Origin of the sequence: Salmonella sp. K21076, from assembly GCF_039650795.1 — a bacterium.
Classification (GTDB): Bacteria; Pseudomonadota; Gammaproteobacteria; order Enterobacterales; family Enterobacteriaceae; genus Salmonella; species Salmonella enterica.
The window spans coordinates 25,206-45,369 of sequence record NZ_JBCLYA010000009.1 but is presented as its reverse complement, the minus strand read 5'-3'; the positions used below and the strand labels follow the sequence as shown (position 1 = coordinate 45,369).

Below are 20,164 nucleotides of genomic sequence, written 5' to 3'. Positions count from 1 at the left end.
GCATGTATTCATCCCGCTCCCGTTCTGCGCCTGCGCCTTTTTACGAAACGGTGAAACAGGACATCTGTAAAAAAATAGCCGGCGGCGTCTGGCAGCCGCACGATCGCATTCCGTCGGAAGCTGAACTGGTCGCTCAGTATGGCTTTAGCCGAATGACCATCAACCGGGCGCTGCGTGAGCTGACGGATGAAGGGTGGCTGGTGCGTTTACAGGGCGTGGGGACGTTTGTCGCCGAACCGAAAGGCCAGTCCGCACTGTTTGAAGTCCGCAGTATCGCCGAGGAGATTGCCGCCCGCCATCATCAGCATCGTTGTGAGGTGCTCACGCTGGAGCGTGTGCGGGCAAACGCCATCCAGGCCAGCGCTCTCAACGTCAATGAGAGTGATGTCATTTTCCATTCCATCATGGTGCATTATGAAAACGATCTGCCGGTACAAATTGAAGATCGCTGCGTGAATGCGGATATTGCCGTGGATTACCTGACGCAGGATTACCGTCAGACCACGCCGCACGCTTATTTGTCGCGGATCGCGCCGCTAACGGAAGGGGAACATATTGTGGAGGCGGTGCGCGCCACGGCGCAAGAGTGCGCGTGGTTAACTATCAAAGAGCATGAGCCTTGTCTGCTCATTCGTCGTACAACCTGGTCCGCGTCGCGGATTGTTTCTCACGCCCGCTTACTTTTCCCCGGGTCGCGCTACCGGCTACAGGGACGATTTATCTCCTGAGCGGCTGCTGCCGGAAAACGTGATTGCTGACACAATATAACAAAATTGTATCATTTTTGTTAATTCTATTCTTGTGCTTACTTGTATAGATAAGTATATGTCTGATTCTTATCTGTGGGTCTGCGGCGGTGCCTGATAGTGGCGTTTTAGCGTTATTTGGCGATGGCAGACCGATAATAATGAGGAGTCATTGCTATGCCTGAAAGCAAGTATCGTCAGCAGACTATCCGCGCGCCCCGAGGCACGGTATTAACGGCGAAAAGCTGGCTGACAGAAGCCCCGCTGCGGATGTTAATGAATAATCTCGATCCTGACGTGGCGGAAAATCCGCATGAGCTGGTGGTCTACGGCGGGATTGGTCGCGCCGCGCGCAACTGGGAATGCTATGACGCTATTGTTGATGCGCTCACCCGGCTGGAGGCGGACGAAACGTTGCTGATTCAGTCTGGCAAACCGGTCGGCGTATTTAAAACGCACGACAACGCGCCGCGGGTATTAATCGCCAACTCCAACCTGGTTCCCCACTGGGCGACATGGGAACACTTTAACGAACTGGATGCGAAAGGGCTGGCGATGTACGGTCAAATGACGGCCGGAAGCTGGATCTATATCGGTAGTCAGGGAATCGTGCAGGGAACATACGAAACCTTTGTCGAGGCGGGGCGTCAGCACTATAACGGCACGCTGGCGGGACGCTGGGCGCTGACCGCCGGGCTGGGCGGCATGGGCGGCGCGCAACCGCTAGCCGCGACGCTGGCCGGAGCGTGTTCGCTGACGATTGAATGCCAGCAAAGCCGTATCGATTTTCGTCTGCGTACTCGCTACGTGGATGAGCAGGCCGCCACGCTGGATGACGCGCTGGCCCGCATTACGCGCTACACCCGCGAGGGGAAAGCCGTGTCCGTCGCCCTGTGCGCGAACGCGGCGGATATCCTGCCGGAACTGGTTAATCGCGGCGTGCGCCCGGACCTGGTGACCGATCAGACCAGCGCCCACGATCCGCTACATGGCTATTTGCCCTCCGGCTGGTGCTGGGAGGAGTATCAGAAAAACGCGCAATCCGATCCCCGGGGGACGATGCAGGCAGCGAAACGTTCCATGGCGGCGCATGTTCGGGCGATGCTGGCGTTCAGTAAAATGGGCGTGCCGACCTTTGACTATGGCAACAATATTCGCCAGATGGCGAAAGAGATGGGGGTGGAAAACGCCTTTGATTTTCCGGGATTTGTGCCAGCCTATATTCGTCCGCTGTTCTGTCGTGGCATCGGGCCGTTTCGCTGGGTGGCGCTGTCCGGCGATCCGCAGGATATCTATAAAACCGATGCCAAAGTCAAAGAGATAGTGGCTGAGGATAAACATCTGCATCACTGGCTGGATATGGCGCGTGAGCGCATTCATTTTCAGGGGCTACCGGCGCGTATCTGCTGGGTAGGCTTGGAGTGGCGGCAAAAACTGGGGCTGGCGTTCAACGAAATGGTGCGTTGCGGCGAGGTATCCGCGCCCATTGTGATTGGCCGCGATCACCTGGATTCCGGTTCTGTCGCCAGCCCTAACCGTGAAACCGAAGCGATGCGCGACGGTTCCGACGCGGTTTCCGACTGGCCGCTGTTAAATGCGTTGCTGAATACCGCCAGCGGGGCGACATGGGTATCGCTCCATCATGGCGGCGGGGTGGGGATGGGTTTTTCGCAACACGCCGGTATGGTGATTGTCTGTGATGGCACTGACGAGGCCGCCGCGCGTATTCGCCGCGTGTTACACAACGATCCGGCGACGGGCGTCATGCGTCATGCCGATGCCGGATATGATCTCGCGGTGGAATGCGCTGTTGAGCAAGGTCTGAATTTACCGATGGTTGCGGCGACGCAGGGGAAAGGCTGATATGAACACCATGACACTCACTCCGGGGCAGTTAAGCCTCTCTCAACTGTACGATGTCTGGCGTCATCCGGTACAGCTTCGGCTGGACGCCAGCGCCATTGACGGCATTAACGCCAGTGTTGCGTGCGTCAATGATATTGTTGCCGAAGGGCGTACCGCCTACGGCATCAACACCGGTTTCGGCCTGCTGGCGCAGACGCGCATCGCTGATGAAGACTTGCAAAATCTACAGCGATCGTTGGTGCTGTCTCACGCCGCGGGCGTAGGCGACCCACTGGATGACGCGATGGTGCGTCTGATCATGGTATTGAAAATCAATAGCCTGGCGCGCGGGTTTTCCGGGATTCGGTTGAGCGTGATAGAGGCGCTCATCGCTCTGGTGAATGCCGGCGTGTATCCGCTGATTCCGGCAAAAGGGTCGGTTGGCGCGTCGGGCGACTTAGCGCCTCTGGCGCATCTGTCGCTGACGCTACTTGGCGAAGGAAAAGCGCGCTGGCAGGGCGAATGGCTTCCGGCGCAGGCGGCGCTAAAAAAGGCCGGACTGGAACCTGTCGCGCTGGCGGCCAAAGAGGGGCTGGCGCTGCTTAACGGCACCCAGGCGTCGACGGCCTTCGCGCTGCGCGGTTTGTTTGAGGCACAGGAATTATTTGCCTCCGCCGTCGTCTGCGGCGCGCTGACTACCGAAGCCGTACTGGGATCGTGCCGTCCTTTTGATGCGCGCATTCATGCCGCGCGCGGACAACAGGGGCAAATTGACGTCGCGCGGTTGTTCCGGCATCTGCTGACCGATACCAGCGCCATTGCTGAATCACATCACCACTGTCATAAAGTTCAGGACCCGTATTCCCTCCGCTGCCAGCCGCAGGTAATGGGCGCTTGTCTGACCCAGTTACGTCAGACGAAAGAGGTACTGCTGGCTGAGGCCAATGCGGTGTCCGATAATCCGCTGGTCTTTGCCGAGGCGGGGGAGGTGATCTCCGGCGGTAACTTCCATGCTGAACCGGTTGCCATGGCGGCGGATAATCTGGCGCTGGCGATAGCGGAAATCGGCGCGCTATCGGAGCGGCGCATCACGCTGATGATGGATAAACATATGTCGCAGTTACCGCCGTTCCTGGTGAAAAATGGCGGCGTTAATTCCGGTTTTATGATTGCCCAGGTCACCGCCGCGGCGCTTGCCAGCGAGAATAAAGCGCTGGCGCACCCGCACAGCGTGGATAGCCTGCCGACCTCGGCGAATCAGGAAGATCATGTCTCAATGGCCCCGGCGGCGGGACGGCGACTCTGGGAAATGGCGGCGAATACCCGCGGCGTCATTGCCGTGGAGTGGCTGGCTGCCTGTCAGGGGATAGATTTACGGGAAGGGTTAACCTCCAGCCCGTTACTGGAACAGGCGCGGCAGACACTGCGCGAGCGGGTGGCGCACTATACGCAGGATCGTTTTTTCGCGCCCGATATTGAGTGTGCGACGACGCTGCTGGCGCAAGGCGCGTTACAGCGTCTGGTGCCGGACTTTATGTGAATGTTGCCGGATGGCGCGGCACGTATTCGGCTTACCCAACCCGTTGGAAGGGTAAGACGTTTATGCCGCCATCCGACACAGCGTTTAACTGAACATCGCCGTTATCGAGGCGCTGGCGAGCGAATGGAAATGCACGTTAAAGCCGACCATCGCGCCGCTGGCGTCTTCATCAACGTCAAGACGCTCGACGTCCAGCGCGTGAACCGTAAAGATATAGCGGTGCGTTTCCCCTTTAGGCGGCGCCGCGCCGCCGTAGCCCGCTTTACCGAAATCGGTACGCGTCTGAATGACGCCGTCTGGTACGGCCACCAGGCCTGAGCCGAACCCCTGGGTCAGTACGCGCGTATCCGCCGGGAGGTTCACCACCACCCAGTGCCACCAGCCGGAGCCGGTCGGCGCGTCAGGATCGTAACAGGTCACGACAAAACTTTTGGTGCCCATCGGCACGTCGTCCCAGGCCAGATGCGGCGAAATATTATCGCCATCATAGCCCATACCGTTAAAAACGTGGCGATGAGGAAGTTTATCTCCATCGCGCAAATCGTTGCTGATAAGTTTCATGCGCTCTCCTTTTGACTCACCAGAAGTGTAGCCAGAAGCAGCATCGCTTACCGCTGATTAATGGCTAAAAAATGTTTCATTGTGTACCGCGTCATTGACCGCCTGGGTCAAACGGCGCAGTTGATCCGGACGAATAATGTAGGGCGGCATCAGGTAGATTAGCTTGCCGAACGGCCTGATCCAGACGCCTTGCCCGACGAAGAAGCGTTGAAGCGCCGCCATATTGACCGGATGCGTAGTTTCAACCACCCCAATCGCGCCCAACACCCGCACATCCGCCACCCAGGGCGAACTTTGCGCGGGGGCTAACTCAGCGCGTAACTGAGACTCGATAGACGCCACCTGCTGACGCCATTCGCCGCTTTCCAGCAGCGTCAGGCTGGCGCAAGCGACGGCGCAGGCCAGCGGATTCCCCATAAACGTCGGGCCATGCATAAAACACCCCGCCTCGCCGTTGCTAATAGTCTCTGCAACCTGGCGTGTCGTGAGCGTTGCCGAGAGGGTCATGGTACCGCCGGTTAAGGCTTTGCCGAGACACAGAATATCCGGCGCGATCCCGGCGTGCTCACAGGCGAACAGTTTGCCGGTACGGCCAAACCCGGTGGCTATTTCATCGGCAATCAGCAGAATGCCTTCGCGATCGCACATGTTACGAATACGCCTGAGCCATTGTGGATGATATATGCGCATCCCGCCCGCGCCCTGAACGATAGGTTCCAGAATCACGGCGGCTATTTCATGGCGATGCGCGGCCATCAGGCGGGCAAATGGCGCGATGTCGCTTTCATCCCATTCGCCATCCATCCGGCTTTGCGGCGCCGGCGCGAACAGATTTTCAGGCAGATAGCCTTTCCACAAGCTGTGCATGGAGTTATCCGGATCGCACACCGACATCGCGCCGAACGTGTCGCCATGATAACCGTGGCGAAACGTCAGAAAACGCTGACGCGATTCGCCACGAGCCTGCCAGTATTGCAGCGCCATCTTCATGGCCACTTCTACCGACACCGAACCAGAGTCGGCCAGAAAGACACACTCCAGCGGCTCAGGCGTTATCGCGACCAGCTTACGGCACAGATTCACCGCAGGTTGATGGGTTATGCCGCCGAACATGACATGCGACATGGCGTCAATTTGCGCTTTCATCGCCGCGTTCAATTGCGGGTGGTTATAACCATGAATGGCCGCCCACCAGGAGGACATCCCCTCAATCAGGCGTTCGCCCGAGGCGAGAACCAGCTCGCAGCCTTCGGCCCGCTCAACGGGATATACCGGCAGCGGCGAGGTCATGGAAGTGTAAGGATGCCAAATATGGCGTTTATCGAAGGCCAGATCGTCCGTTGTCATAATCGACTTGTAAACCAAATTAAAAAGATTTAGGTTTACGAGTCTACACCATATCAAAAACAAACAACATATTTTGGAGAGGCCCGATGGCTCGCCACCCACGCTGGACACTGTCGCAAGTAACCGAATTATTTGAAAAACCACTGCTGGAATTGCTGTTTGAAGCGCAGCAAATTCATCGCCAGCATTTCGATCCGCAGCAGGTACAGGTTAGTACGCTGTTGTCGATCAAAACCGGCGCCTGCCCGGAGGATTGTAAATACTGCCCGCAGAGCTCGCGCTATAAAACCGGGCTGGAAGCCGAGCGTTTAATGGAGGTAGAGCAGGTACTGGACTCCGCCCGTAAAGCGAAAAACGCCGGTTCGACCCGCTTCTGTATGGGGGCGGCCTGGAAGAATCCGCATGAACGCGATATGCCTTATCTGGAGAAGATTGTACAGGGCGTCAAAGCGATGGGGCTGGAAACCTGTATGACGCTCGGCATGTTGAACGAGAGCCAGGCGCAGCGTCTGGCTAACGCCGGGCTGGATTACTACAACCACAACCTCGATACCTCGCCGGAGTTTTACGGCAATATCATCACTACCCGTACCTATCAGGAGCGCCTCGACACGCTGGAAAAAGTCCGTGAAGCAGGGATTAAAGTGTGCTCCGGCGGCATTGTGGGTCTGGGCGAAACGGTTACCGATCGCGCCGGACTGTTGTTGCAGTTGGCGAACCTGCCTACGCCGCCGGAAAGCGTGCCAATCAACATGCTGGTGAAGGTAAAAGGCACGCCGCTTGCGGATAACGATGACGTGGATGCGTTTGATTTTATTCGTACTATCGCCGTAGCGCGCATCATGATGCCGACCTCATACGTGCGTCTTTCCGCAGGACGTGAACAGATGAACGAGCAGACCCAGGCGATGTGCTTTATGGCCGGGGCGAACTCGATTTTCTATGGCTGCAAATTGTTAACTACGCCAAATCCGGCAGAGGACAAGGATCTGCAGTTATTCCGTAAGCTGGGGCTGAATCCGCAGCAGACCAGGGTGCTGGCGGGCGATAACGAGCAGCAGCAACGTCTGGAGCAGACGCTGATGACGCCTGACACCGATGATTATTACAACGCGGCAGCCTTATGAGTTGGCAACAACGCGTCGACGATGCGCTGACGGCGCGTCGGGCGACGGATACGTTGCGCCGCCGCTATGTGGTATCGCAGGGCGCCGGACGCTGGCTGGTAGCGAACGGGCGACAGTATCTTAACTTTTCCAGCAATGATTACCTCGGCTTAAGTCAACATCCGCAGATTATTCGCGCCTGGCAACAGGCAGCGACGCGTTTTGGCGTCGGCAGCGGCGGGTCGGGTCATATCAGCGGTTATTCCGTGGCGCACCAGGCGTTAGAGGAGGAACTGGCGCAATGGTTAGGATATCCACGCGCGCTGCTGTTTATCTCTGGCTTTGCGGCGAATCAGGCGGTCATTACCGCCTTAATGAAAAAAAATGACCGGATTGTGGCCGACAGGTTGAGTCATGCTTCCCTGCTGGAAGCCGCTAATCTGAGTCCGGCGCAGCTTCGCCGCTTTATCCATAACGATACGCAGCATCTGTCGCGTTTACTGCAATCGCCCTGCGTGGGTCAGCAACTGGTGGTGACAGAAGGTGTATACAGCATGGACGGCGACAGCGCGCCGCTGGCGGAAATCCAGCACATTGCCCGCAGGCATCATGCCTGGCTGTTGGTTGATGATGCGCACGGCATCGGCGTGACTGGCGATGAGGGGCGGGGCACCTGCTGGCAGCGGGGGGTGAAGCCTGAGTTGCTGGTGGTGACTTTCGGTAAGGGGTTTGGCGTCAGCGGCGCAGCGGTGCTCTGCTCGGAAAGCGTCGCAGATTATCTGCTGCAATTCGCCCGTCATCTGGTTTACAGCACCAGTATGCCGCCCGCCCAGGCGCAGGCGTTAAGCGCCTCGCTGGCGGTGATCCGTAGCGATGAAGGTCGTGAACGGCGCGAAAAACTCGCCGCTCTGGTTCAGCGCTTTCGGGCCGGCGTTAACGCGTCCCGATTTACGCTACTGAATGCCCATAGCGCCATCCAGCCGTTAATCGTGGGCGATAACAGCCGTGCATTGCGCCTGGCGGAGGCGCTGCGTCAACAAGGATGCTGGGCGACGGCGATTCGTCCGCCGACGGTGCCTGTCGGTACGGCGCGCCTGCGCTTAACGTTAACGCAGGCGCATGAAGCGTGCGATATAGACCGTCTGCTGGAGGTGCTGCATGGCGCAGGTGAATAAGCAGGCTATTGCGGCGGCGTTTGGCCGGGCCGCATCGCAATACGAACAGCACGCCTCTTTACAGCAACACAGCGCGGATGCGCTGCTGACGCTGTTGACAGGCCGCCAGTTTGCCAGTGTGTTGGACGCAGGCTGCGGCCCCGGACGTATGAGTCGTTACTGGCGAGAGCGGGGGAGCGAAGTGACCGCCCTGGATCTTTCGCTGCCGATGCTGCAACAGGCTCGCGATCGTCAGGCGGCGCATCACTATTTGCTGGCGGATATCGAAGCGATTCCCCATGACGCCGAAGTTTTTGACCTGGCCTGGAGCAACCTGGCGGTCCAGTGGTGCGGCGATTTACGCGATGCGTTGAGCGAGTTGTATCGGGTTGTACGGCCCGGCGGCGTGGTGGCGTTTACCACCTTGTGCCAGGGGTCGTTGCCGGAGCTGCGTCAGGCATGGCAGGCCGTCGATAATCGCGCTCACGCGAATAGCTTTTTGCCGGAAGAGGCCATTGACCACGCGCTACGCGGCTGGCGGGCGTCTCGTCATACTCAGGCGATGACATTGTGGTTTGAGGATGCCCTGAGCGCGATGCGTTCGCTCAAAGGCATTGGCGCCACCCATCTTCATGAAGGGCGGGAGACGGATGTATTAACCCGCGCCCGGCTTAGACAGATTCAACTGGCATGGCCGCAGCGGCAGGGGAAATATCTGCTGACGTACCACCTTTTTATGGGAGTGATTGAACGTGACTAAACGCTATTTTGTGACCGGTACTGATACTGAAGTCGGTAAAACGGTCGCCAGTTGCGCCTTATTGCAGGCCGCAACGCAGTTAGGTTATCAAACCGTAGGCTATAAGCCCGTCGCTTCCGGCAGCGAAATGACAACCGACGGGCTACGCAATAGCGATGCCCTGGCCTTGCAGCGTAACAGCAGCCTGCCGCAACCTTATTCCGCTATCAATCCTTATACTTTTGCCGAGCCTACTTCTCCCCACATCGCTAGCGCCGACGAAGGCCGGGCGATAGACGCGGCGGTGTTATCACGCGGATTACGAACGCTGGAGGCGCAGGCAGACTGGGTGTTGACAGAAGGGGCGGGCGGCTGGTTTACACCGCTCTCTGCCACGCTGACGTTTGCCGACTGGGTACAGACGGAGCAGCTGCCGGTGATTCTGGTTGTTGGCGTCAAGCTGGGCTGTATTAATCACGCCATGCTGACGGCGCTGGCGGTAGAACAGGCCGGATTACCGCTTGTCGGATGGATAGCCAACGACATGCAGCCGCCAGGCGCGCGTCATGGTGAATATCTCGCGACGCTTCGCCGCGTCATACCGGCCCCGCTGTTAGGGGAAATCCCGTGGCTGGGCGTTTCTCCATCGCAGGCGGCGACAGGACAGTATCTGGACCTTAGCCCCTTGGAACGCGCCTGACCGCGCTTAAAAACCGCCTTCTTGCAGGATCAGACGATCCTGCTGTTCTTTCGCCAGACCCTCCTGACGTCGCCATGCTAAAAATGTGCAAAATGTGAGCGTCTACGCCTCAATTTTTGCCTTCTCGTTAGCCAATAATCTGCCAAAAATAGCGATAATTTTTTTTTATCGCCCGGCGAAAACGTCAGGGGCTGATTTTGCCAGGCGGCAGGGGATACGGGCTGGAAGCAGTTATCCACTATTCCTGTGGATAACCTTGTGTATTAGAGTTAGAAAACACAACGTAAGCGAGAGGCGACGCGGCCTGCGACTAAATTGGCGCGAAAGACGGCTTGAGAAAATATCCCTTTTTAGACAGCAAGTTATATAAAATCAATGGTTGTAAAGGAAGGGGGATACGTTGACATAAAACTTTCATCATCCGACTTGACAAATGTTAAAAAAGACTCTGGTCTGGGGATAACCAGCACACTGCTGGAATTTTACCCCGCGACTGTCTATGTTTTACCTCTAAATAGCGTGGGGTATCTGCCGATAGCCATTATACACTGGAGTGTTACTGTTTTTTCATCCAGTATTTTTTATTGGCAATATTCACCGTCGAGAGTAAAATTACATCCCTGCCCGCTCACTCCTTCAGGTAGCCGCTCATGAGTAAACCGTTCAAACTGAATTCCGCTTTTAAACCTTCTGGCGATCAGCCGGACGCTATACGTCGTCTGGAAGAGGGGCTGGAGGACGGGCTGGCGCATCAGACGTTATTGGGCGTGACCGGCTCCGGGAAGACATTCACCATCGCCAACGTCATTGCGGACTTGCAGCGGCCAACGATGGTGCTTGCGCCCAATAAAACCCTGGCGGCGCAGCTCTACGGCGAAATGAAAGAGTTTTTCCCGGAAAACGCGGTGGAGTATTTCGTCTCCTACTATGACTACTATCAGCCGGAAGCGTATGTGCCAAGTTCGGATACGTTTATCGAAAAAGACGCTTCGGTAAACGAACATATTGAGCAAATGCGGTTGTCGGCAACGAAAGCGTTGCTTGAGCGACGCGATGTCGTGGTGGTGGCTTCCGTGTCCGCGATTTACGGTCTGGGCGATCCGGATCTCTACCTGAAAATGATGCTGCATCTGACGGTGGGAATGCTGATTGACCAGCGCGCGATTTTGCGTCGGCTGGCGGAATTGCAATACACCCGTAACGATCAAGCTTTTCAGCGTGGTACCTTTCGCGTGCGCGGCGAAGTGATCGACATCTTCCCGGCTGAATCTGACGACATTGCGCTACGCGTTGAGCTGTTTGATGAAGAAGTGGAACGCCTGTCGCTGTTCGACCCGTTAACCGGGCAGGTAGAGTCAACGGTGCCACGTTATACTATCTATCCCAAAACGCACTACGTGACGCCGCGCGAGCGTATTCTGCAGGCGATGGAAGAGATAAAAGATGAGCTGGCGGACAGGCGTAAGGTCTTGCTGGCAAATAATAAGCTGCTTGAAGAGCAGCGATTAAGCCAGCGCACGCAGTTCGATTTAGAGATGATGAACGAGCTGGGCTACTGCTCAGGCATTGAAAACTATTCCCGCTTTCTGTCGGGCCGCGGGCCGGGCGAACCGCCGCCAACCTTGTTCGATTATCTGCCCGCCGACGGACTGCTGGTGGTGGATGAGTCTCATGTCACCATCCCGCAGATAGGCGGCATGTACCGCGGCGACCGGGCGCGCAAAGAGACGCTGGTCGAGTATGGCTTCCGTCTGCCTTCGGCGCTGGATAACCGTCCGCTGAAGTTTGAGGAGTTTGAAGCCTTAGCGCCGCAAACTATCTATGTTTCCGCCACGCCCGGCAACTATGAGCTGGAAAAATCTGGTGATGAGGTGGTGGATCAGGTCGTGCGACCGACCGGGCTGCTGGACCCGATTATTGAAGTGCGTCCGGTGGCGACCCAGGTGGACGATCTGCTGTCCGAAATTCGTCAGCGTGCGGCCATTAATGAGCGTGTCCTTGTCACTACGCTCACCAAACGGATGGCGGAAGATTTGACCGAATATCTGGAAGAGCACGGCGAGCGCGTGCGTTACCTGCACTCAGATATTGATACCGTGGAGCGCATGGAAATCATCCGCGATTTGCGTCTGGGCGAGTTTGACGTTCTGGTGGGGATTAACCTGCTGCGCGAAGGGCTGGATATGCCGGAAGTCTCGCTGGTGGCGATTCTGGACGCCGACAAAGAGGGCTTCCTGCGCTCCGAGCGCTCCCTGATTCAGACCATAGGGCGCGCGGCGCGTAACGTTAACGGTAAAGCGATTCTGTATGGCGATAAAATCACGCCGTCGATGGCGAAGGCGATTGGCGAAACCGAGCGACGTCGCGAGAAGCAGCAGAAGTACAACGAAGAGCACGGTATCACTCCGCAGGGGCTGAACAAAAAAGTGGTCGACATCCTGGCGCTGGGGCAGAACATTGCGAAAACCAAAGCGAAGGGGAAAGGCAAGGGCCGTTCTACGGCAAAAGCCGGAATTGTCGAACTGGATATGACGCCGAAAGCGTTGCAGCAGAAAATTCATGAACTGGAAGAGCAAATGATGCAGCACGCGCAAAATCTGGAGTTTGAAGAAGCCGCGCAAATTCGCGACCAGTTGCACCAGTTACGCGAGTTGTTTATCGCGGCGTCCTGACAATGTGTCGATCGCCAGCGAGTCATCGTTACCATGGCTCGCTTTTGAGAATTTCAGTGCAATAGTCAGGGCTAAGTCAGTCAGGAATGAAAAACAGTGACAGGCTTTGACTAACGAGATTGTCGAAAAAGTCAAAACATCAATGGGGTAGCTAGTTTAATCACAACTGAAGAAAATTAGCGTTGAGGCTGAACCCAACGCTAATTTTCCCTCTCTCCTCGGCTATGAAAAAAAACGCCCCGTATTATCGGTATAGCTATCCTCATGATCGTCATTTTAATCTTATGTGAGTTCGTTGAAAGCGTGTCATGGCAACAGATTACATCATTCTACTTAAAAAAGAGGTGATGGAAGCGCGAGCATTTATAAGTCAAGCGCTGCAAATACTGAATGATTTGTCCGAAATAATGACGACTATGGCCTCTTGTTTAAAGTTGAGAATATCCTTATCTGTTACTTTAGGTTACGTTCAGATCAGGTAGGGAAAATATGTTTAATATTACTAATATACAATCTACGGCAAGGCATCAAAGTATTAGCAATGAGGCATCAACAGAGGTGCCTTTAAAAGAAGAGATATGGAATAAAATAAGTGCCTTTTTCTCTTCAGAACATCAGGTTGAAGCACAAAGCTGAATCGCTTATCTTTGTCATCCACCTGAAACCGCCTCGCCAGAAGAGATCAAAAGCAAGTTTGAATGTTTAAGGATGTTAGCTTTCCCGGCGTATGCGGATAATATTCAGTATAGTAGAGGAGGGGCAGACCAATACTGTATTTTGAGTGAAAATAGTCAGGAAATTCTGTCTATAGTTTTTAATACAGAAGGCTATACCGTTGAGGGAGGGGGGAAGTCAGTCACCTATACCCGTGTGACAGAAAGCAAGCAGGCGAGTAGCGCTTCCGGCTCCAAAGATACTGTGAATTATGAGTTAATCTGGTCTGAGTAGGTAAAAGCGGCGCCAGCGGAAGAGGCAGCAAATCGTGAAGAAGCCGTACAACGGATGCGTGACTGCCTGAAAAATAATAAGACGGAACTCCGTCTGAAAATATTAGGACTTACCACTATACCCGCCTGTATTCCTGAGCAGATAACTACTCTGATACTCGATAACAATGAACTGAAAAGTTTGCCGGAAAATTTACAGGGAAATATAAAGACCCTGTATGCCAGCAGTAATCAGCTAACCAGTATCCCTGCCACGTTACCGGATACCATACAGAAAATGGAGCTGAGCATTAACCGTATTACTGAATTGCCGGAACGTTTGCCTTCAGCGCTTCAATCGCTGGATCTTTTTCATAATAAAATTAGTTCCTTACCTGAAAATCTACCTGAGGAACTTCGGTACCTGAGCGTTTATGATAACCGCATAAGGACACTGCCAGAACATCTTCCGTCAGGGATTACCCATTTGAATGTGCAGAGTAATTCGTTAACCGCTCTGCCTGAAACATTGCCGCCGGGCCTGAAGAATCTGGAGGCCGGCGAAAATGCTTTAACCAGTCTGCCCGCATCGTTACCACCAGAATTACAGTTCCTGGATGTAAGTAAAAATCAGATTACTGTTCTGCCTGAAACACTACCTCCCACGATAACAACGCTGGACGTTTCCCGTAACGCATTGAGTAATCTACCGGAAAACCTCCCGGCGGCATTACAAATAATGCAGGCCTCTCGCAATCGCCTGGTCCGTCTCCCAGAGTCGTTACCCCGTTTTCGTGGTGAAGGACCTCAACCTACAAGAATAATCGTAGAACATAATCCTTTTTCAGAACGAACAATACAGAATATGCAGCGGCTAATGTCCTCTGCGGGTTATCAGGGACCCCAGGTATTTTTTGCCATGGGCGACTTTTCAATTGTTCGGGTAACTCGACCACTGCATCAAGCTGTCCAGGGGTGGCTAACCAATCTCGAGGAGGAAGACGTCAACCAATGGCGGGCGTTTGAGACGGAAGTAAACGCGGCAGCCTTCAGCATGTTTCTGGATCGTCTTAGCGATACGCAGAACACCCGACATTCGGATTTTAAGGAACAAGTCTCCGCCTGGCTAATGCGCCTGGCTGATGATAGCGCACTAAGAGAAACCGCATTTATTATAGCGATGGATGCAACGATAAGCTGTGAAGATCGGGTCACACTGGCATACCATCAAATGCAGGAAGCGACGTTGGTTCATGATGCTGAAAGAGGCGCCTTTGATAGCCACTTAGCGGAACTGATTATGGCGGGGCGTGAAATCTTTCGGCTGGAGCAAATAGAATCGCTCGCCAGAGAAAAGGTAAAACGGCTGTTTTTTATTGACGAAATCGAAGTATATCTGGGTTTTCAGAATCAGTTACGAGAGTCGCTGTCGCTGACAACAATGACCCAGGATATGCGATTTTATAACGTTTCGGGTATCACTGAGTCTGACCTGGACGAGGCGGAAATAAGGATAAAAATTGCTGAAAATAGGGATTTTCACAAATGGTTTGCGCTGTGGGGGCCGTGGCATAAAGTGCTGGAGCGTATAGCGCCAGAAGAGTGGCGTGAAATGATGGCCAAAAGGGCTGAGTGTATTGAAACGGATGAGTATCAGAGCCGGGTCAATGCTGAACTGGAAGCGTTAGGAATAGCAGGTGATCCTGACGCAGAGCGCATGGCTGGAATGCGGATAATGGAAGAGATCAATCAGACCCTCTTTACTGAGATCATGGAGAATATATTGCTGAAAAAAGAGGTGAGCTCGCTCATGAGCGCCTACTGGTGATAGCTGAACGCAGTTTATCAGAAGAGGGAGAGAGCCTGTTTACCCTTCGGTGTAAACAGGCTTCTGATAAGCGCAGCGTCGTCGGTAAACGGGCTTAACCCAACGCCTGTAGCGCTTTTTCCAGCGCATTGTGTAATAACTGACGATCGTGGCGATAGGGGATATCGCTGGCCTCCAGCACTTCCTGAATCACCAGCCGATCGTTCACCGCACTGACGTCAACTCGCGGCCCAACCACTACTGTGTCAATGACTTTTTTGCCAATATATTGCTCCATCATCGCCAGCTTATCGACCAGCGTTAAACTGGCGGCGGGCAGACTCAGTTCGCGACCCAGATTGCCGATATACACCATTGGCGCTGGGGTGCGCCGCAGCGCCTGCGCCAGTTCATCCAGCAGCAGGCAAGGCATCAGGCTGGTATAAAAACTGCCAGGGCCAATCAGAATCAGATCCGCGTCATTAATGGCCTGTACCGCTTCCCGCGTCGCCGGAACGTTTGGCGTTAACATGATCTCCTGCGGCGGCGTCGCTAACTGATCGATATTCACCTCGCCATAAATCTCATGCCCCTGATCGTCAATCGCCATCAGATCTACCGGTAGCTCCGACATCGGGATCAGCTGCGCGTCCACTTTAAGCAGATTACGAATTAAATTAATCGCTTCCAGAGGCCGCACGCTCAGGTGATCTAACGCCTTTAACATCAAATTTCCGAGGTTATGACCAGAAAGTTCGCCATTACCGCCAAAACGGTACTCAAACATAGCGGATGCGACGCTGGGTTCGGTAATTAACTGATTCAGACAGTTGCGCATATCGCCCCAGGCGATCCCGCCTTCCGAGCGGCGAATACGGCCAGTTGACCCCCCGTTATCTGTGGTAGTCACAATGCCGGTCAGGCGCGAACCTAATGAAGAAAGCGAGGAGAGGACGCGTCCTAATCCATGCCCTCCGCCGAGGGCAACGACACGATCAAGGTCAGCCAGCGTACGATTGCGCATAAAAATTCCTGAAGTCAAATAAGCAGCGCTACAGTAGCGCAAGTCGCGGGTTTTCAGCAATTAGCCGACCGGCTAAAAGACAATTAATTATTCCCGACTACCCCTTTATAGCGAGGGCGTTACCACGGCTAAATGATATATATCAATGTAAAAGTGTGATTTTCACGTATTCTGTCGCTAAATAGCACGATCATATCGCTATGTATATGTTTATATAGCGAAAGCGTGATGGCGAAATTGTCATTTACACGCTAGTATCGGCGTAACCACAATAAACACTCTAGCCTCTGCACCTGGGTCATTTTTGATATGGTGCTTTGGCCGTGACAACGTTTAACGTTTGCCACCAGGGCGCAGGAAGAAATGACTCCGCCTCCCGTATTTGGAAAGGTGTACATGGCTTCACAACTTACCGATGCTTTCGCGCGTAAGTTTTACTACTTGCGTTTGTCGATTACCGATGTGTGTAACTTTCGTTGCACCTACTGTCTGCCGGATGGCTACAAACCTGGCGGCGTCACTAACAACGGTTTCCTTACCGTCGATGAAATTCGTCGCGTTACGCGCGCTTTTGCCAGTCTTGGCACGGAAAAGGTGCGTCTTACCGGCGGCGAGCCTTCATTACGCCGCGATTTTACCGACATCATTGCCGCCGTGGGTGAAAATGATGCTATTCGCCAGATCGCGGTGACCACTAACGGTTATCGACTGGCGCGCGATGCCGCGAACTGGCGCGAAGCGGGGCTGACGGGCGTCAATGTTAGCGTGGATAGTCTGGATGCGCGTCAGTTCCATGCGATTACCGGTCAGGACAAATTCCGCCAGGTGATGGCGGGCATCGATGCCGCCTTTGACGCCGGTTTCGAAAAGGTGAAAGTCAACACCGTGCTGATGCGCGACGTGAATCACCATCAGTTGGATACCTTCCTTGCCTGGATTCAGCCTCGCCCCATTCAGCTACGCTTCATTGAACTTATGGAGACGGGCGAGGGGAGCGATCTCTTCCGCAAACATCATATTTCGGGTCAGGTATTACGTGACGAGCTGATTAAGCGCGGTTGGATCCACCAGCTCCGCCAGCGTAGCGATGGTCCGGCGCAGGTTTTTTGTCACCCCGATTACGCCGGTGAGATCGGTCTCATTATGCCGTACGAAAAAGATTTCTGCGCCACCTGTAACCGCCTGCGTGTTTCGTCCGTCGGTAAGCTGCATTTATGTCTGTTTGGCGACGGCGGCGTGAGTTTACGCGACCTGTTACAGGATGATGCGCAGCAATACGCGCTTGAGGAACGTATTTCCGACGCGTTGCGGGAGAAAAAGCAGACCCATTTCCTTCACCAGAGCAATACTGGTATTACGCAAAATTTATCTTACATTGGCGGTTAATCCTTAATAAGGAGATTTCAGATGAGTCAGGTCAGCGCTGAATTTATCCCGACCCGCATCGCTATTCTTACTGTTTCCAGCCGACGCGGCGAAGAAGACGACACCTCCGGTCATTATCTGCGTGATTCGGCGCAGGAGGCCGGGCATGAAGTGGTGGCGAAAGCCATCGTTAAAGAGAACCGTTACGCGATTCGCGCCCAGGTTTCCGCCTGGATCGCCAGTGATGAGGTGCAGGTCGTATTGATAACTGGCGGGACCGGTTTGACCGAAGGCGATCAGGCGCCGGAAGCGCTGTTGCCGCTGTTCGATCGTGAAGTGGAAGGATTTGGCGAAGTGTTTCGCATGCTCTCGTTTGAAGAGATCGGCACCGCAACTCTGCAGTCGCGCGCGGTAGCTGGCGTGGCGAATAACACCTTGATTTTCGCCATGCCGGGCTCCACAAAAGCGTGCAGAACCGCATGGGAGAATATCATTGCGCCGCAGCTGGATGCCCGTACACGCCCATGTAATTTTCACCCTCATTTAAAGAAATAACGATGTCGCAATTAACCCATATAAACGCCGCAGGCGAAGCGCACATGGTGGACGTTTCCGCGAAAGCGGAAACCGTTCGTGAAGCACGGGCGGAAGCATTCGTTACCATGCGTAGTGAAACGCTGGCGATGATTGTTGATGGCAAACACCACAAGGGCGATGTTTTCGCGACTGCCCGTATTGCCGGTATTCAGGCCGCTAAACGCACCTGGGAGCTGATCCCGCTGTGCCACCCGCTACTGCTAAGTAAAGTGGAGATTCAGCTTCAGGCCGAGCCGGAGCATAACCGTGTACGTATTGAGTCTCTGTGCCGTCTGACCGGTAAAACCGGCGTCGAAATGGAAGCATTAACCGCGGCGTCCGTCGCGGCGTTAACCATCTACGACATGTGCAAAGCGGTACAAAAAGATATAGTAATTGGTCCGGTGCGTCTGCTGGCGAAAAGCGGCGGCAAATCGGGGGATTTTAAGGTGGATGCGCATGATTAAAGTGCTTTTCTTCGCCCACGTTCGCGAGCTTACAGGAACTGATGCGCTGGATCTTCCAGCAGATTTTTCCACCGTTGAGTCGCTGCGACAGCATCTGGCGACAAAGAGCGATCGTTGGGCGCTGGCGCTGGAAGACGGCAAGCTGTTGGCGGCGGTCAACCAGACGCTGGTAAGTTTTGACCATCCGCTGACGGCGGGCGATGAAGTGGCGTTTTTCCCGCCAGTCACGGGGGGCTAACATGCACGAAACGCGAATTGTAGTCGGCCCTGCGCCGTTTAGCGTCGGGGAGGAATATTCCTGGCTGGCGGCGCGCGACGAAGACGGCGCGGTCGTCACCTTTACCGGAAAAGTGCGCAATCATAACCTGGGCGATAGCGTTAAGGCGCTGACGCTGGAGCATTATCCCGGCATGACTGAGAAAGCTCTGGCGGAGATCGTCGCGAAGGCGCGTTCCCGCTGGCCGCTGGGGCGGGTCACGGTGATTCATCGCGTTGGCGAATTATGGCCGGGCGATGAGATTGTGTTTGTCGGCGTCACCAGCGCGCACCGCAGTAGCGCGTTCGACGCCGGTCAGTTCATTATGGATTATCTGAAAACCCGTGCGCCGTTCTGGAAGCGTGAAGCCACGCCGGAAGGCGATCGCTGGGTCGAAGCGCGCGACAGCGACCAGCAGTTGGCGAAACGTTGGTAGCAGAATGTGATACGCTTTAGGGTATCATTTCCACACAGGAGTTCATCATGGACAGATTTCCACGATCTGATTCAATAGTGCAGGCGCGGTCTGGCCTGCAGACCTATATGGCGCAAGTGTATGGCTGGATGACGGTCGGACTGTTACTGACCGCGTTTATCGCGTGGTATGCGGCTAATACGCCAGCCGTCATGATGTTTGTCTTTTCCAGTAAGATCACCTTCTTTGGCTTAATCATTGCTCAGCTTGCGCTGGTGTTTGTTCTGTCGGGACTGGTGCATAAACTTAGCGCCGGAATGGCGACGACGCTGTTTATGCTCTATTCGGCGCTAACCGGATTTGACGTTATCCAGTATTTTTATCGTTTACACCTATTCCTCCATCGCCAGCACGTTTGTGGTGACGGGGGGAATGTTTGGCGCCATGAGCCTGTATGGGTACACCACTAAACGCGATCTTAGCGGTTTCGGCAATATGCTGTTTATGGCGCTTATTGGTATCGTTCTGGCCTCGCTGGTCAATTTCTGGCTGAAGAGTGAAGCGCTGATGTGGGCGGTAACCTATATCGGGGTGGTGGTGTTTGTCGGTCTGACCGCCTATGACACGCAGAAACTGAAAAATATCGGCGAGCAAATAGATACCCGCGATAGCGCTAATCTGCGTAAGTATTCGATTCTCGGCGCGTTAACGCTGTACCTGGACTTTATCAACTTGTTCCTGATGTTACTGCGTATTTTTGGCAATCGCCGCTAATCATATTGATCTCTTAAAATCCTGGCCCTGCGCCAGGATTTTTTTTAGGACTATATTTAGGGCAAAACAGCATAAACATCTTAGAAATATTTTCCTGCGCTTGCCATTCTTATTACGGTGATAATAAGAAGAGTGATAAATGAC

At 54.4% G+C, this 20,164-nt stretch carries 17 protein-coding genes, 2 pseudogenes and 1 riboswitch; of the genes and pseudogenes, 16 read left to right on the top strand and 3 right to left on the bottom strand.

What is annotated here, in order from left to right; all coding sequences use genetic code 11:
- The first annotated feature begins 2 nt into the window (after positions 1-2).
- From AAYN39_RS04500 to hutH, 3 genes are all read left to right on the top strand, one after another.
- Positions 3-728 carry a histidine utilization repressor gene (locus tag AAYN39_RS04500; protein ID WP_000287410.1) on the top strand — a complete coding sequence of 242 codons (726 nt, stop codon included), beginning with the start codon at positions 3-5 and terminating at the stop codon, positions 726-728.
- A 195-nt stretch (positions 729-923) separates the two neighbouring features.
- A complete protein-coding gene (gene hutU, locus AAYN39_RS04495) occupies positions 924-2,609 on the top strand; it encodes a urocanate hydratase (RefSeq protein WP_001115205.1) in 1,686 nt (561 codons plus the stop codon).
- A gap of 1 nt (position 2,610) precedes the next feature.
- On the top strand, positions 2,611-4,131 hold the full coding sequence (gene hutH / locus AAYN39_RS04490) for a histidine ammonia-lyase (RefSeq protein ID WP_001095232.1): 1,521 nt from the start codon (positions 2,611-2,613) through the stop codon (positions 4,129-4,131).
- Between the two features lie 84 nt (positions 4,132-4,215).
- Here hutH and AAYN39_RS04485 read toward each other — a convergent pair whose 3' ends face one another.
- A complete protein-coding gene (locus tag AAYN39_RS04485; protein WP_000767403.1) occupies positions 4,216-4,692 on the bottom strand; it encodes a kinase inhibitor in 477 nt (158 codons plus the stop codon).
- 57 nt (positions 4,693-4,749) lie between these two features.
- A complete protein-coding gene (gene bioA / locus AAYN39_RS04480; protein WP_000205503.1) occupies positions 4,750-6,039 on the bottom strand; it encodes an adenosylmethionine--8-amino-7-oxononanoate transaminase in 1,290 nt (429 codons plus the stop codon).
- Between the two features lie 86 nt (positions 6,040-6,125).
- Between bioA and bioB the strand changes: the two genes are divergently transcribed.
- From bioB to slrP, 7 genes and pseudogenes are all read left to right on the top strand, one after another.
- On the top strand, positions 6,126-7,166 hold the full coding sequence (gene bioB / locus AAYN39_RS04475; protein WP_000090724.1) for a biotin synthase BioB: 1,041 nt from the start codon (positions 6,126-6,128) through the stop codon (positions 7,164-7,166).
- Positions 7,163-8,320 (top strand): 8-amino-7-oxononanoate synthase, encoded by a 1,158-nt coding sequence (bioF, locus tag AAYN39_RS04470; protein ID WP_000118943.1) that lies wholly within the window; start codon positions 7,163-7,165, stop codon positions 8,318-8,320. Before bioB ends, bioF begins: the two co-directional genes overlap by 4 nt.
- The gene (bioC, locus tag AAYN39_RS04465; protein WP_000079913.1) at positions 8,304-9,059 is read left to right on the top strand and encodes a malonyl-ACP O-methyltransferase BioC; all 756 of its coding nucleotides are present in this window, start codon (positions 8,304-8,306) and stop codon (positions 9,057-9,059) included. The genes bioF and bioC overlap by 17 nt, the downstream gene beginning before the upstream one ends.
- Complete coding sequence (gene bioD, locus AAYN39_RS04460; RefSeq protein ID WP_000167219.1) at positions 9,052-9,738, top strand: dethiobiotin synthase; 687 nt, start codon at positions 9,052-9,054, stop codon at positions 9,736-9,738. The genes bioC and bioD overlap by 8 nt, the downstream gene beginning before the upstream one ends.
- A gap of 650 nt (positions 9,739-10,388) precedes the next feature.
- A complete protein-coding gene (gene uvrB / locus AAYN39_RS04455; protein ID WP_000042501.1) occupies positions 10,389-12,410 on the top strand; it encodes an excinuclease ABC subunit UvrB in 2,022 nt (673 codons plus the stop codon).
- 308 nt (positions 12,411-12,718) lie between these two features.
- Positions 12,719-12,892, top strand: coding sequence for a hypothetical protein (locus tag AAYN39_RS04450; protein WP_001539544.1), 174 nt, complete (start codon positions 12,719-12,721; stop codon positions 12,890-12,892).
- 7 nt (positions 12,893-12,899) lie between these two features.
- Positions 12,900-15,164 (top strand): annotated as a pseudogene (gene slrP, locus AAYN39_RS04445) (SPI-1 type III secretion system effector E3 ubiquitin transferase SlrP).
- A gap of 94 nt (positions 15,165-15,258) precedes the next feature.
- On the opposite strand, the gene yvcK reads toward slrP, so the two are convergent.
- The gene (yvcK, locus tag AAYN39_RS04440; RefSeq protein WP_001246034.1) at positions 15,259-16,167 is read right to left on the bottom strand and encodes a uridine diphosphate-N-acetylglucosamine-binding protein YvcK; all 909 of its coding nucleotides are present in this window, start codon (positions 16,165-16,167) and stop codon (positions 15,259-15,261) included.
- A 264-nt stretch (positions 16,168-16,431) separates the two neighbouring features.
- Positions 16,432-16,576, top strand: a riboswitch (molybdenum cofactor riboswitch).
- Between yvcK and moaA the strand changes: the two genes are divergently transcribed.
- The 6 genes and pseudogenes from moaA to AAYN39_RS04410 all read left to right on the top strand — a co-directional run bounded on the left by moaA (position 16,564) and on the right by AAYN39_RS04410 (position 20,020).
- Positions 16,564-17,553: a GTP 3',8-cyclase MoaA gene (gene moaA, locus AAYN39_RS04435; protein WP_000168180.1), complete on the top strand. Its 990-nt coding sequence runs from the start codon at positions 16,564-16,566 to the stop codon at positions 17,551-17,553. It overlaps the preceding riboswitch by 13 nt.
- Before the next feature lie 21 nt (positions 17,554-17,574).
- Positions 17,575-18,087, top strand: a complete 513-nt coding sequence (moaB, locus tag AAYN39_RS04430; protein ID WP_000084604.1) for a molybdenum cofactor biosynthesis protein B — start codon at positions 17,575-17,577, stop codon at positions 18,085-18,087.
- Positions 18,088-18,089: 2 nt separating this feature from the next.
- Positions 18,090-18,575 (top strand): cyclic pyranopterin monophosphate synthase MoaC, encoded by a 486-nt coding sequence (gene moaC / locus AAYN39_RS04425; RefSeq protein WP_000080893.1) that lies wholly within the window; start codon positions 18,090-18,092, stop codon positions 18,573-18,575.
- Positions 18,568-18,813, top strand: a complete 246-nt coding sequence (gene moaD / locus AAYN39_RS04420; RefSeq protein ID WP_000598583.1) for a molybdopterin synthase sulfur carrier subunit — start codon at positions 18,568-18,570, stop codon at positions 18,811-18,813. Before moaC ends, moaD begins: the two co-directional genes overlap by 8 nt.
- Before the next feature lies 1 nt (position 18,814).
- Positions 18,815-19,267: a molybdopterin synthase catalytic subunit MoaE gene (moaE, locus tag AAYN39_RS04415; RefSeq protein ID WP_000545202.1), complete on the top strand. Its 453-nt coding sequence runs from the start codon at positions 18,815-18,817 to the stop codon at positions 19,265-19,267.
- 47 nt (positions 19,268-19,314) lie between these two features.
- Positions 19,315-20,020 (top strand): annotated as a pseudogene (locus AAYN39_RS04410) (Bax inhibitor-1/YccA family protein).
- Positions 20,021-20,164: the final 144 nt, after the last annotated feature.